The 12,706-nt window shown below is 52.5% G+C and carries 10 protein-coding genes; 4 read left to right on the top strand and 6 right to left on the bottom strand.

The window, feature by feature from the left end:
• Positions 1–157: 157 nt before the first annotated feature.
• Positions 158–1,537, bottom strand: a complete 1,380-nt coding sequence (locus G477_RS0104270) for an aldehyde dehydrogenase (RefSeq protein ID WP_342664176.1) — start codon at positions 1,535–1,537, stop codon at positions 158–160.
• A 198-nt stretch (positions 1,538–1,735) separates the two neighbouring features.
• Complete coding sequence (locus G477_RS0104265; RefSeq protein ID WP_170203835.1) at positions 1,736–3,016, bottom strand: helix-turn-helix domain-containing protein; 1,281 nt, start codon at positions 3,014–3,016, stop codon at positions 1,736–1,738.
• A gap of 479 nt (positions 3,017–3,495) precedes the next feature.
• On the opposite strand from G477_RS0104265, the gene mreBH reads away from it, so the two are divergent.
• On the top strand, positions 3,496–4,500 hold the full coding sequence (mreBH, locus tag G477_RS0104260) for a rod-share determining protein MreBH (protein WP_026696890.1): 1,005 nt from the start codon (positions 3,496–3,498) through the stop codon (positions 4,498–4,500).
• 278 nt (positions 4,501–4,778) lie between these two features.
• Here the strand turns inward: mreBH and G477_RS0104255 are convergent, their stop codons facing one another.
• Entirely contained in the window at positions 4,779–5,357 is a 579-nt protein-coding gene (locus tag G477_RS0104255) for a carbonic anhydrase (protein ID WP_084406120.1), read from the bottom strand.
• A gap of 122 nt (positions 5,358–5,479) precedes the next feature.
• Here G477_RS0104255 and G477_RS0104250 point away from each other — a divergent pair, with 122 nt between their 5' ends.
• Positions 5,480–6,586, top strand: a complete 1,107-nt coding sequence (locus tag G477_RS0104250; protein ID WP_051287672.1) for a glycosyltransferase family 2 protein — start codon at positions 5,480–5,482, stop codon at positions 6,584–6,586.
• Positions 6,587–6,658: 72 nt separating this feature from the next.
• Positions 6,659–7,876, top strand: coding sequence for a sporulation integral membrane protein YtvI (gene ytvI / locus G477_RS18690; protein ID WP_084406118.1), 1,218 nt, complete (start codon positions 6,659–6,661; stop codon positions 7,874–7,876).
• 341 nt (positions 7,877–8,217) lie between these two features.
• Here ytvI and G477_RS21360 read toward each other — a convergent pair whose 3' ends face one another.
• Together G477_RS21360 and G477_RS0104235 are read right to left on the bottom strand one after the other, a co-directional pair.
• On the bottom strand, positions 8,218–8,370 hold the full coding sequence (locus G477_RS21360; protein ID WP_170203832.1) for a hypothetical protein: 153 nt from the start codon (positions 8,368–8,370) through the stop codon (positions 8,218–8,220).
• Between the two features lie 49 nt (positions 8,371–8,419).
• Positions 8,420–9,166 carry a TspO/MBR family protein gene (locus G477_RS0104235; RefSeq protein ID WP_026696887.1) on the bottom strand — a complete coding sequence of 249 codons (747 nt, stop codon included), beginning with the start codon at positions 9,164–9,166 and terminating at the stop codon, positions 8,420–8,422.
• A gap of 103 nt (positions 9,167–9,269) precedes the next feature.
• Here G477_RS0104235 and kynU point away from each other — a divergent pair, with 103 nt between their 5' ends.
• Positions 9,270–10,541, top strand: coding sequence for a kynureninase (gene kynU / locus G477_RS0104230; RefSeq protein WP_051287670.1), 1,272 nt, complete (start codon positions 9,270–9,272; stop codon positions 10,539–10,541).
• Positions 10,542–10,791: 250 nt separating this feature from the next.
• Here kynU and G477_RS0104225 read toward each other — a convergent pair whose 3' ends face one another.
• The gene (locus G477_RS0104225; protein ID WP_026696885.1) at positions 10,792–12,687 is read right to left on the bottom strand and encodes an ABC-F family ATP-binding cassette domain-containing protein; all 1,896 of its coding nucleotides are present in this window, start codon (positions 12,685–12,687) and stop codon (positions 10,792–10,794) included.
• Positions 12,688–12,706 lie beyond the last annotated feature (19 nt).

Genomic DNA, 12,706 nt, shown 5'->3' with positions numbered 1-12,706 from the left:
GAAGCAGTAATCAAAGAGGCCCTCCCCATAATGGGAAGGGCCTCTTTTTTACAGGATAGGAAAGTACACGTTTTCATACAAGGAGACGGCGGCATGGCTCCGATCGACGTACCCGACCGCCACGAGGCATGTGCCAGCCCCTCCAAGGCACCCGGGACTACTCCCAGATGGAACGGAGCGTCTTCATGGTGCCGGGAGATGGGTTGTATCGAATCGGCAGATCAAACCTGGTCGTTTGATCCAGAATCGACTTCTTGTGAGTGAAAGTATCAAAACTGTCTTTCCCGTGATAGGCGCCGTGCCCGCTCTCACCGACACCGCCGAAAGGCAGATACGGCGTCGTAATATGCATGATGGTATCATTGATACACCCGCCGCCGAAGGAAAGGTTGTTGATGATCATCTCTTCGGATTCGCTGCTCTCCGTAAAGAGATACAGCGCAAGCGGATTCCGCCGCTCCCGGACGATATCGAGTACCTCACTCTCGTACTGATAAGAAATAATCGGCAGAATCGGACCGAAAATTTCATCCTCCATCACCATGTCATCAAGCTGCACATCAATCATGATCGTCGGTTCCATTTTTCGGCTGTCACGGTCGTAGCCCCCGCCGTAAAGGACTTTGTTTTTATCCAGCATACCGGCAAGTCTGTCTACGTGAGATTCAGAAATGATTTTTGGATAGGAGCGTTTCCCTCTCACTTCCGGACCGAAGTATTTTTTCGTGTACTGGACCAGCAGTTTCATGAACTGGCGCCGGTTCGATTCGTGGATGAGAATGTAATCCGGCGCAACACACGTCTGCCCGGCATTCAGGAATTTCCCCCATACGATTCGTTTGGCTGCAAGCTTCAGGTTGGCCTCTTCTGTAACGACAGCCGGGTTTTTTCCGCCAAGCTCCAGGGTCACCGGCGTCAGTGTCTCCGCTGCTTTCGCCATCACTTTCCTGCCGGTTTCTCTGCTCCCCGTAAAGAAGATATAGTCCAGCTTCTGATCCAGGAGCGCCTTCGCCGTATCTGCATCCCCTTCGACAACCGCGATATACTCTTCTGGAAAGGTGGAAGCAATAATATCCCGAATGACCATGCTCGTGTACGGCGTATATTCAGACGGTTTCAGCACGACCGTATTTCCTGCGGCAATAGCGCCGAGAAGCGGCGTCATCAGCAGCTGGAATGGGTAGTTCCACGGGCCGATCACCAGCGTAACCCCGTAAGGATCCTTGTTTATGTAGCTTTTGCTTCCCATGTGGGTCACCGGTGTCTTCTGTTTCTGCGGGGACGCCCAGTAAGCCATGTTTTTATACAGGTCTTTCCACTCGCTGTAGAAAAAACCCACTTCTGTCAAGTACGCTTCGAAATCCCCTTTGTTCAAATCTTTCTTCAGCGCAGTTTTTATCTCGTCTTCATGATGCTGTACTGCTTTTTTCAGCTTGAGCATCTGCGTTTTTCGAAACGCAATATCTCTAGTATGCCCGTCATAAAAAAACTTCCTTTGTCTCTCGATCAAATCCTTCATGATCTCTTCCATACTCATCACGTCCTCTGCTAAGCGGTCTGTCCCCTGACCTTGAACTTCAGGAGCCGGATGGGTCTGCTTCCTTGTACAATTCCACTTCACTCCGTCCCTTAAACAATCGAAGTGCTACATCTCTCTTTATCATAGGTCGTTTCGCCGGAACGTGCATGAGCTGAATGGTACAGCATCGGCGCTCTGTATGCAAAAGCCCTGCAGTCAGCGTACGCGCTGCCACAGGGCATCCAGTGCTTCTTCCATGAGCTTGCTGTACTGGTTGTACTGCTGTTTCTCCCACGATCTGATGGCAGCTTCCCGGAGATAAAAAGCGAGCTCCAGCCAGTCTTTTCGATCCCGGAAAAACGGAATCACTTTCTCATGAAGAATTTCTTCGAAACGATAGGATCGATGTTTTTCGTATTTATGGAGATAGTATATGAAGGTGATCTCATACCTCTCCTCTTCCGGGGTGAGTTCCCTCGTCTTTTTGACGGCGGTCAAGGTCTCAAATCCATGAGCCACCCAGCTTAAAATATCCTGGTGCTGTTCCATCGACTCAAACTCCCGCAGAATGGCCTTGATGGTGACGAGCCTCGCTCCACCCGCGCGCCTGCTGTAGGACTGCTGAAACATCTGCACCGCATCCATCGAGCGCCCGCGCACAGCCATCAGCTCGCCTTTTTCCTGGAGAACAAGCGATTCGAGGTGCTGCTCGCGGAGCTGCATGCTGATTTTTGACGCCTGTTCTATCTCTTTTTCTGCGCTGTCCATCCATTCCATACCTCGGTACGACTGGGCTGCCATCACCCTCGCCCGGCCGCTCTGCAGCAGGTCATAGTGCCTGTCAAACACCCTCAGTGCCTTTTTCGTGTAGTGAAGGGCCGTGGTGAATTCCCCCGTCTGAATGGAGACACGCCCGACCATGACGTAGAAATCCAGTACTTCTGCTTCAGGCAGAATCAGATCCTCTGCTGCAGACGCCGCTTTTCGGATGCTCGCTTTCGACTGTTCGTAATGTTCAAGAAAGGCATAGGCAGCGGCGTTCACTTTATGAAAATAAAAATAGATATCCTCCGGTATGTTCTGGAGCGGAAACAACTCGAGCTCGGCGATCATCTCCAGCACGTTCTGCCTGTTCCAGTACGCCGCCGCTTTGCGGAGCAGGAACAGACGATAGAGAAGATGAATTCGTTCATCATCAAAGAATTCCAGCCTCTCCTCGATCCGCGCTTCCAGTTGTTCGGCGCGCTTCCACTCTTCGGCCGTCATGGCATGGTGCCATTCCAGTAGACGCTTTTTCATGTCGCGCCGGTCCACCTGGTGAAGTTCGGCCCTCGTCATGTTGAGCCTGGCCAGAAGCTGGTCGAAAACCTCGTCCGTGGGTTCAATTTTATTGTTTTCGATTTTGCTGTAATAGGAAACCGAACAAATCCCGCTGCACACTTCTTCCTGTTTTTTCTGTTGTCTTAATCGGTTATATTTCAATAATTTACCAACCAAAGCCATCGCTCCCCCCAACGTCCGAATGTACATCTGCCCCGATGAATGAAATGGTAATTATTAGTTATATATATAGGGCAGTTTCCTACGTCCATCATACTGGGGAAAACAAGTCGAGAAAAGCACCTTTCCATTTTCATCGCCGCTTTTTTTCTTTTCCTCTTTTCTATTTTTTCGTAAAACAACGCTGATACAGCACAATTCCTTTTCGTTCTGCAGCATTGTTTTCGGTTCCATACTTTGTCTAATTTTGTCGATTTATTTTCTTCATCTATAGGATGCTGATGCAAATGAGCTCTGGAATCCGTTCGACCCCTGTTTCTCTGAACCTCTTTTCTCTGTTTCGAGCTTGATATATCCCTGTAATCTCGTTTTAATAATTTTTGATATTCTTACTCACGACACAGAGAGGAAAATTCGTTATCATCAAGAATAGTACTGTTCACGGCAGACTGAATTCAGAACGGAGGATGACATTCATGTTTTCAGCAACACAAATTGGAATTGATTTAGGCACTGCCAACCTGCTTGTATATACAAAGGAAAAGGGAATGATCCTGAACGAGCCATCGGTCGTTGCACTCGATGCTAACACGAGACAGGTTCTGGCTGTCGGTGAAGAAGCAAAGATGATGGTCGGAAAGACCCCGGGCAACATAGTAGCGCTTCGTCCGATGAAAGACGGCGTCATTGCGGATTACGACGTCACGACAGAATTGATCAAACACTTAATGAAAAAGGCAGCGAAGCAGCTCGGCACGTCCCTGCGGAAGCCGAACGTGGTGGTTTGTACTCCCTGCGGCGCAACTTCAGTCGAAAAAAGAGCTATTCAAGACGCCGTTCGTCAGTGTGGCGCAAAGAGCGTACAGCTGATCGAAGAGCCCGTAGCTGCAGCCATTGGAGCGGACCTGCCTGTTGATGAGCCAGTCGCCAACGTGGTTGTCGATATCGGTGGAGGAACGACCGAGGTGGCCATTATTTCTTTTGGCGGTGTCGTTTCGAGCCACTCCCTCCGCATCGGTGGAGACCGGCTGGATGAAGATATTACACAGTATATCCGAAAGAAATACCACTTGATGATCGGCTCACGCACAGCAGAAAACCTAAAGGTTGATATCGGATGGGCGCTCCTTGATCACAACGAAGAAACGATGGAAATCCGCGGGCGCGACCTGGTAACCGGACTGCCGAAAACCATCGAAGTCACGTCCACAGAAATTCAGGAAGCCTACCGTGAAGCGCTCCTCTCTATTCTGGAGACGATCAAAGCTACGCTGGAAGACTGCCCGCCGGAACTGAGCGGTGACATTGTCGACCGCGGCGTCATGCTTACCGGCGGCGGAGCCCTGCTGAAGGGGATGAAAGACTGGCTTGCAGACGAAATTCTCGTGCCGGTACATCTCGCACCTTCTCCACTGGAGTCCGTTGCAATTGGAACCGGTCGTTCGCTGACCATGCTGAAGAAACTGCAGAGCGCGAACTAAACTCGGACAGGCGGACGCTGATAAAATCAGTCCGTCTCCAGCCGTCGTCTAGGGCCCTCGACCTCCTGGAGGAGGCATGTCCCTGGCGTCCTGGCTGCTTTTTCAAAAAACCGCGCCGGAAACCCGGCGCGGTTTTTTCGTATAGAGCTGACGGCTCTGCTGCTTCAGAGACTTCCCTTGTCTTGAAGACGAGCAGCCGCAGCAAGGACCGACAACAAAAAGGTATGGACTTGATACGATCGCTTTCTGCCTGGAGCGTACCACCACCGGCAGCCAGATCAGCCGTCAACCGCATCAGGTCGGACGACCCACTCCAGGTCCCCGTTCTCAATGTGATACATCGCTCCCAGTACTGGAACCTTTCTGCCGCCGGCCTGGTAAACGGGGTGTTCCTGAATCGCTTCCACCTGCGACCGGATGTTCTGCTTCTCCAAGGTGGTTCCGTCTTCCGGCACATCAGCTTCCGGGCTCCATCCGGTCGCAGTCCGCACATGCTGCACCCACGTTTCCAGCTCGTCGGGGAGGTCTCCTTTTCTCACCGCCTGCACGCCGCCGCAGAACGTGTGTCCAAGCACGAGGACATAGTCCACCTCCAGTACATGGAGGGCATAGTACAGGCTGCTCGTTACACTCGCATCCTCGGGAAGTGCCTGATTTGCGATATTCCGGTGGATAAACAACTGCCCGAGAGGCTGTCCTGTCACCGTTGACGGGCAGGTTCTGGAATCACAGCATGCCAGTACATAATAGGACGGATTCTGTCCCTGGGAAAGCTTCTCAAAGTAATTCGCATCTTCTTCCAGCAGGCGTTCCTTTACTTCACGCTGCTTGATCTCCAGATCATTCACGTTCATCATCTGACACTCCTCTGCAATCCGAATGGTTTTTCTTGGAGAGCCGTTCGAGCTCTGTTAGATTAGATAGTATCATATCAATCGGAAAACGCAACCGTCTTCCGCATGGAATGGGAGGTACACGCATGTTCTGGTTTACACTGATCCTGCTCGGGGCTGCATCTGTCATTGCACTCCAGTGGTTTATTGGCGCACGGAAGCTTCCTTTTCCAGCAGAGACTGCGTCTTCACTGCATCACACACCAAGAGTCAGCATCATTGCTGCAGCGAGGAACGAAGAGAAGGAAATAGGTGCTGCGGTTCAATCCATGCTCGACCTCCGCTATCCCGACATGGAAGTCCTGATTATTAACGACCGCTCTACAGACGGGACGATGCAGGAGTTACAAAAGATCAAGCAGTTCCACCGGGAGAGGTCCCGATTGAAAATCATAGACATTTCGCACCTTCCTGACGGGTGGCTCGGAAAGAATCACGCCCTTTTTCAAGGTGCCCGCGAAGCCTCCGGCGAGTGGCTGTTGTTCACGGATGCCGACATCCACTTCCGACCGCAGACGCTGCAGAAGGTGATTCCCTTCGTCCATACCAATGAGGTGGATCACTTAGCCCTCGTTCCTGAAAATCAGGGCGGAACCCGCTCGTACCGGGCGTTTCATTCTTTCTGGAGCATTATCGGTCTATGGAACTTCATTCAGCTGCGGCATGCCGGGATCGGCGCTTTCAATCTGATGCGCAGAGAAGCCTACCTCGCCTCCGGAACACATGAAAAAGTCAAAGCAGCTCCAGATGATGACCTGAAGCTCGGTAAAGCAATTGCTTCAGCGGGATTTCAGCAGCAGCTCGGCATTGGGAACGACCTTATTTCGGTTCAATGGTACGAGAACATTCCACAGGTGATCACCGGTCTGGAAAAAAACCTATTCGCCTTCATGCGCTACCGGGTGTCGCTCGTTCTCCTCTTCGCCGTCGTGCTGCTCTGTCTGCATGCCGCCCCGTTCGTGCTGTTTCCCTTTTACCTCCCGGCGCTGCTGCTCGTCCTGCTGTATGCGGCGATGTACTGGTATAATCAGCGGTTCGTTCCGGGGAGCTTCGTCCATTTCTTTACGATGCCGGTGATGAGTCTGCTCTTTATCTACTGCCTTCTCCGCTCCACTTTCCTCACGCTGAAGCGCGGAGGCGTTGTCTGGCGGGGTACCCTGTATCCATTGAAAGAACTCCGCAGAAAATCGTAACGTAATGATGGAAATTCTGTTAAGATATATGAAGTAAATCAACGTTCCCGGATGAAAGGAGGCTTATGTTCAATGACGAAAGACCATGGATGGATCCTCCTTAGACTCATCTTAACAACGGCTGCCGCCCTGGCCCTCTCCTTTCTTCTCGTCTGGATTTTCAGTGTCTCGTATCCGTTCTGGATTGCCGCACTGCTCGTATGGATGTTTTACCCACTGATCCGTCTGCTGCGCCGTCGGGTGCGGCTTCCGAATACGCTGGCGGTGATCCTCGCGCTGCTTCTCGGCATCAGTGCACTGGTCGGTGCCATCACGGGCATCGTCGTCTTGATTGTGTTCGGGTTCCGCCGTATAGCTGAATTCGTGCCGGACTGGATAGAAACAACGTCCAGGGAAGTACAGCAGTTTTTCAACGAACAAATCTTCCCTATTTACCAGGAATTAACAGGTGCCGTCGACCAGCTCACACCGGAACAGCAGCGTGCCGTCAATGAAAGCTTCATCACCCTCGGCGACTGGCTGGCCGGAGCTTTGACAGACAATACACAAGGAATGACAGACGGCGTCACCCAGCTGCTTTTCTTCGTGCCTGCGTCCATCGTCGTCATGGTGTTCGTGTTTATTGCTTTCTATTTTATCGGGAAAGACTGGGAAGTCCTCTACGCCAGAATGCAGCAGGCTGCGCCGCCGCTTCTGCGGGAGAAATCACTCGCCTTTAAAAAGATGTTCCAATACCGTGTTTTCGGTTTTCTCCGTGCGCAGGTTGTATTGATGCTCATCGCCTCAGTTATCGTGTTTATCGGTCTCCTGATCCTTCAGGTGGAACAAGCTTTTACTATCGCTTTGATTGTCGGCCTGGCAGAAATCCTGCCTTACTTCGGATCGGGTACCATCCTGATTCCATGGCTTCTCTATGCGTTTTTCACCGGCGATATCAGTATGGGAATCGGCCTCGCTGTCGTTTACGCAGTGACTGTACTCATCCGTCAGTCGATTGAACCGAAGGTCTTGTCCACAAGCATGAACCTGAATGCCCTCGCTGTCCTGATTGCGCTCTTCGTCGGGTTTCAGATCCTTGGAGTGGTCGGTGTCTTCATCGGACCTTTCGTCCTCGTCATTCTGGTCATCCTAAAAGATATCGGTGTGCTGCACATGCTGTATCAGATCATCCGCTATGGATTGAGAAACGCTCCGGACGATCCCGCCCGCCACGGAAGAGCCGGGAGGTACAACGCCCGGAGCCGCCTGACGAAAACAGACCATCCTCCAGACGTCAGACAGGAAAAATAACAACAGACTGACCCAAAGCGCAGAACGGCTTTTGGTTGGAACGGTGTGTACCGCAGGCTTTTCGAGGGAAGAACAGGTCCTCCATGATTTCTTACAAAAAAACGCTTTCGACGACCCTGCATGGGTCATCGAAAGCGTTTTTTACGTGCTGGAGGACTTTTTTGTCCCAGCCTCTTGTCGTGCTGTATATAGGGCTCGATCCCCGCTTCCAAGACGCGGCTCTCCTGCTTCTGAGACGGACGTCTTTTTTGATGAAGGCGGGATCCGGATCGTTTTGTTCGTGACATGATGCCGCCGTTCAGCCGCCTCGTGCAGACGACTGGAGCTGTATACAGGAACAGTCAGCTTGGCTGACGTGTGGAGAGGGTACGGTCAGATGTTTCAGCATCTTTCTCCGCAATCCGGAACTCCTGAATGAAGGTATATACGATACGCAGCTCATCCTCGTTCATCGATTCAAGAAGCTGCTGAACGTCGTGCCTGCTCACATTCATGGAAGCTCCCTCCTTTGCTGTCTGATTACTGAACTGTACCCCTTTTTCATTACGCGTAATCTTGCTTTTTCGACATAAGCTGCAGGATCATCCCAATAACAAGAAGTCCGGCAGAGAGCACGGCCATCCAAGCAATGCCCGGATAGATGTCCCATCGTTCTACCGCTATCCCGATATAGGCCCAGAGGAACACGGCCGGGTATAAAAGGTTCCGGAAAACGGCTGAAAACGTCAGTGCAATCACACTTCCGACAGGCAGAATCAGCATCGTCCACAATACATCAGAGAAAATCCAGCCGTTCTCGAAGCCGGTAAAATTGAAGAAAATTCCGAAGTTCACTATCATCGCAACCGAGATCCAGGCCAGGTACAGGGTGAACGGCACCTTCGTCCACCAGCTGGCTCCTGCGTCTACGATTCTCCTGTATATCACGACAAGAGTTAAAAACAGCAGAATCATCGGGAGTGTCGTCCAGACATAAAATTCAAAGTGGAACAGCGTCAGCCACGTCACATTAAAGAGTCCATTCAGTGCAAAAAACCAGCCGATCGACTGTACTGCTTCTCTGTCTTCCCGGGGGCCGCCTGCGAGACTTCTCACAGCCCAGATAAACAACGTGATATAGATGACACTCCATATACTGAACACGTAGCCTGCGGGAGTGAACAAGACGTCCACCCTTTCCGATGCTTCTCCGGTGGAAATACCGTTTAGTGGGAGAATGTTCGCCAGCGCATTATACGCGATGACGAGCAGCAGTACCCCCATATTGATCCATGCAAATGTACGTTCCATCCTCTCCCTCCTTTCTTCCCATCCCCTTCCCTCTTCCGATCGGTATCAATCCTCCTTCCTATGCTATAATGAACCATTATCTACCTTGAATGGAGGCATCACCATGCTGAATGAATGGAAAAAAGAAGCATCCGCGGCAGATGAGAGAGACCCGCTGGCTGCTTATCAACGTGAATTCTATTTCCCCGAACACGTCCGGGTGTATCTCGACGGCAATTCGCTCGGCCTCTTGAGCCATCGGGCCGAAGCAGCAGTGCAGCAGGCGCTGGAGGAGTGGAAGACAAAAGCAATCGGAGGGTGGGGGGATGCTTCGCCGCCATGGTTTCATCAAGCCGAACAACTTGGAGCATCTGCTGCTGCACTTGTCGGTTCTCTGCCGCATGAAACGATCATTGCTGGCTCGATTACTTCGAACCTGCACCAGCTCCTGCACACGTTTTACCGGCCCGGCGCCAAACGAAGGAAGATTGTCATGGAGGCGGGAGCCTTTCCGACAGATCATTATGCTGTCACCTCCCTGCTCCGTTCCTGTAACCAGGAAGATGCGCTGGTGCTCGTGTATCCTGATGAACATCACATCCTCCACGAAGAAGACATTGAAGCTGCCGTCACCGACGAAACAGCCCTCGTCCTGCTCCCGTCCGTGCTGTACCGGACCGGTCAGCGGTTGAATATGAAGCAGTTGACGAAGCATGCCTCGGATGCCGGCGCTGTAATTGGATGGGACCTGGCTCATTCTTTCGGCGTGATGCCTCATGAGCTGCATGAACTGGAGGCTGATTTTGCTGTATGGTGCACGTACAAGTATGCCAACAGCGGACCTGGGGGAACAGCCGGCCTCTTTGTTCACGAAAAGCATCACCACCTTACTCCCGCATTGGCCGGCTGGTTCGGCTCGGATAAGGATGTCCAGTTCGACATGGAGGAGACGTTCACACCGGCCGCCGGTGCCGGAGCTTTCCAGCAGGGGACCCCGCCTATTTTAAGCACTGCGCCGCTGCTCGGATCGCTCGAGATGCTTCTCGAAGCCGGCATCGAACGCATCCGTGCGAAGTCGCTTCAGCTGACGACCCTCCTGCGGCGGGGAATCACACTGCTTCCGGAGGAGGAAACGAAAGATCTGCGGATCATCACGCCGGCGGAAGGCACCGGTGGACACCTCGCAGTGACGCACCCGTATGCTGCAGGCATTTGTGAAGCATTGAAGAAAGAGGGCATCATTCCTGATTACCGGGAACCAAATATCATCCGGCTTGCTCCCTCGCCGCTGACAACAAGTGCGGCAGATATCGTCTTCACTGTCGAAACCCTGCACGACATCCTGAAAAAGGAGACGTACCTTCAATACAAGAACGAGCGTGGGAGCATCGCTTGAGAAACCATTGGGCGGAAACAACCGGTCTTCAGTATCGAGAACGTGATGGAACAACGTCCGCCGGCCGGCGGTGAAGCGAAGCATCTGCTCTTCGTCCCCCGTCCTGATGAGACAACGCCCTCTTCTTCTTCCTAGGACATCTTTCTTACGAATGCAAAAAGCGCGGGAAAAGCATTCTCTGCTCTTCCCGCGCTGTGATCATGACGAGAGGCGCCCCATTTCAGGGTGCCTCTCTTTATTCCGCCTGCTGCTAGTGGGACCCCAGTTCTTCGACAAGCAGGGATAGTTCCTCCCACCGTTCGAGCTTGCTTTCCAGTTCCTGCTCTTTCTCTTCTTTCTCTTTCATAATATCGGCCGCTCTTCCAGCGTCGGAACCGGTTCCAGCCGCCTCTTCGTCCAGGGCTTCGATAGCGGCTTCCAGACGGGAGATGTCCTCTTCAATGGACTCCCACTCCAATTTTTCTTTGTAAGAGAGCTTTTTCTTCTGCTGGGCAGGTTTTTCTGCTTCCGGCTTCTTGGTTGGTGCGGCAGATGGCGCAGCTGCCTGCTGCTTTTCTTGTTCGAGCCACTCGCTGTAGCTTCCGTAAAAATGAACGACAGATGTGCTGTCTTCCCGGAGCACGAGCAGCCGGTCCACCACACGGTCCAGAAAGTACCTGTCGTGCGAGACGGTAATGACCACACCCGGGAACTGATCCAGGTAATCTTCGAGTACGGCAAGCACTGTCGTATCGAGATCATTGGTCGGCTCATCCAGAAAGAGGACGTTCGGTTCCTCCATGAGTACTTTCAACAGGTACAGGCGCTTTCGTTCCCCGCCGGAGAGTCGGCGGATCTGGGTCCACTGGTGGCTTCGCGGAAAGAGAAAGCGCTCCAGCATCTGTTCGGCTGTAATCACAGCGCCTTCCGACGTCTGCACCGCTTCGGCCGTTTGTTTTACATAATCGATGACCCGCAGGTTTTCATCCAATGGTTCGTGATCCTGCGTATAATACCCGATATGCACGGTTTCTCCATGGATGACCTCTCCGCTGTCGACGTCAATCCTTCCTGCTGCTGCGTGCAGAAGCGATGTTTTCCCAGCACCATTGGGTCCAATAATGCCGATTCGGTCGCCGCGCTGGACGAGCAGATCAGCATGCTCCACGAGGGTGTTTCCCCCGCGCGAGATACCCACCTGCTCCAGCTCCAGCACTTTTTTGCCGAGACGGCGGGAGCCAATGGCAAAGTCGAGTTCCCCGGTCTGCTTCGGGCCTTCCTGGTCCTGCATGGTTTCGATTCGCTGCTTTCGTGCTTTTTGTTTCGTCGTTCTTGCTTTCGCCCCCCGCTTCAGCCAGGCTACCTCCCGGCGCAGTATATTCTGACGCTTATCTTCCACTTTTTCTTCGTGCTGGTGGCGGAGCGCTTTCTGTTCGAGAAACTGTTCATAGTTCCCTTCGTAAATATACAGCCGGCCGTCATCAAGCTCATAGATCCGGTTGGTCACGCGGTTGAGAAAGTACCTGTCGTGGGTAATCATCATGAGCGCTCCCTCGTATCCACGAAGGTATTCTTCCAGCCATTCGACGGTCTCGTTGTCGAGGTGGTTGGTCGGCTCATCCAGCATCAGCAGATCTGCCGGCTGAATCAGTGCTTTGGCAAGAGATACGCGTCTGCGCTGCCCTCCAGAGAGGGTGCCGATCTCAGCGTCAAAATAACGGACGCCGAGTTTCGTCAGGATGGTTTTCGCCTGGGCGTTCGCTTCCCACGCATCCTCTTTGTCCATGCGTGCCTGCGCCCGCGCAAACTGATCCTGTGCTTTCGTGCCGCCAGCATCCGCCTCCAATGCCGCAAGCGCTCGTTCATATTCTTTCATTGCCTGAATCACCGGGGCATCCCCATCAAAGACGATATCGAGTACCGCAGCATCCTGCGGCAGCTCGGGCTCCTGCGGCACGTATTCCAGACGAAAATCATTCGCGTGGATAATCTCTCCGATCTCGGCTGGTTCCAGGCCGGCAATCGCACGGAGCAGAGACGATTTCCCCGTCCCATTCACTCCCACAATGCCGATCCGCTCTTTCTTCTCTATAGTAAATGATATACGATGAAATAGTGTTTTTTCACCATACGTTTTTTGAAGCTGTTCTGCTCGGAGCAGACTCATACGGCATCATCCTTCATCT

It is taken from the genome of Alkalicoccus chagannorensis DSM 18086, assembly GCF_000429725.1.
GTDB classification, from domain to species: domain Bacteria; phylum Bacillota; class Bacilli; order Bacillales; family Salisediminibacteriaceae; genus Alkalicoccus; species Alkalicoccus chagannorensis.
Note: the sequence above shows the minus strand (reverse complement) of the source record. Positions and strands in the feature narration are given on the sequence as shown.

Bases quoted from the DNA above. Each gene is read 5' to 3' on its own strand.
- mreBH (WP_026696890.1), top strand. From the start codon at position 3,496: ATGTTTTCAGCAACACAAATTGGAATTGATTTAGGCACTGCCAACCTG.
- G477_RS0104270 (WP_342664176.1), bottom strand. From the start codon at position 1,537: ATGAGTATGGAAGAGATCATGAAGGATTTGATCGAGAGACAAAGGAAG.
- G477_RS0104255 (WP_084406120.1), bottom strand. From the start codon at position 5,357: ATGATGAACGTGAATGATCTGGAGATCAAGCAGCGTGAAGTAAAGGAA.
- G477_RS0104250 (WP_051287672.1), top strand. From the start codon at position 5,480: ATGTTCTGGTTTACACTGATCCTGCTCGGGGCTGCATCTGTCATTGCA.
- G477_RS21360 (WP_170203832.1), bottom strand. From the start codon at position 8,370: ATGAATGTGAGCAGGCACGACGTTCAGCAGCTTCTTGAATCGATGAAC.
- kynU (WP_051287670.1), top strand. From the start codon at position 9,270: ATGCTGAATGAATGGAAAAAAGAAGCATCCGCGGCAGATGAGAGAGAC.
- ytvI (WP_084406118.1), top strand. From the start codon at position 6,659: ATGACGAAAGACCATGGATGGATCCTCCTTAGACTCATCTTAACAACG.
- G477_RS0104235 (WP_026696887.1), bottom strand. From the start codon at position 9,166: ATGGAACGTACATTTGCATGGATCAATATGGGGGTACTGCTGCTCGTC.
- G477_RS0104225 (WP_026696885.1), bottom strand. From the start codon at position 12,687: ATGAGTCTGCTCCGAGCAGAACAGCTTCAAAAAACGTATGGTGAAAAA.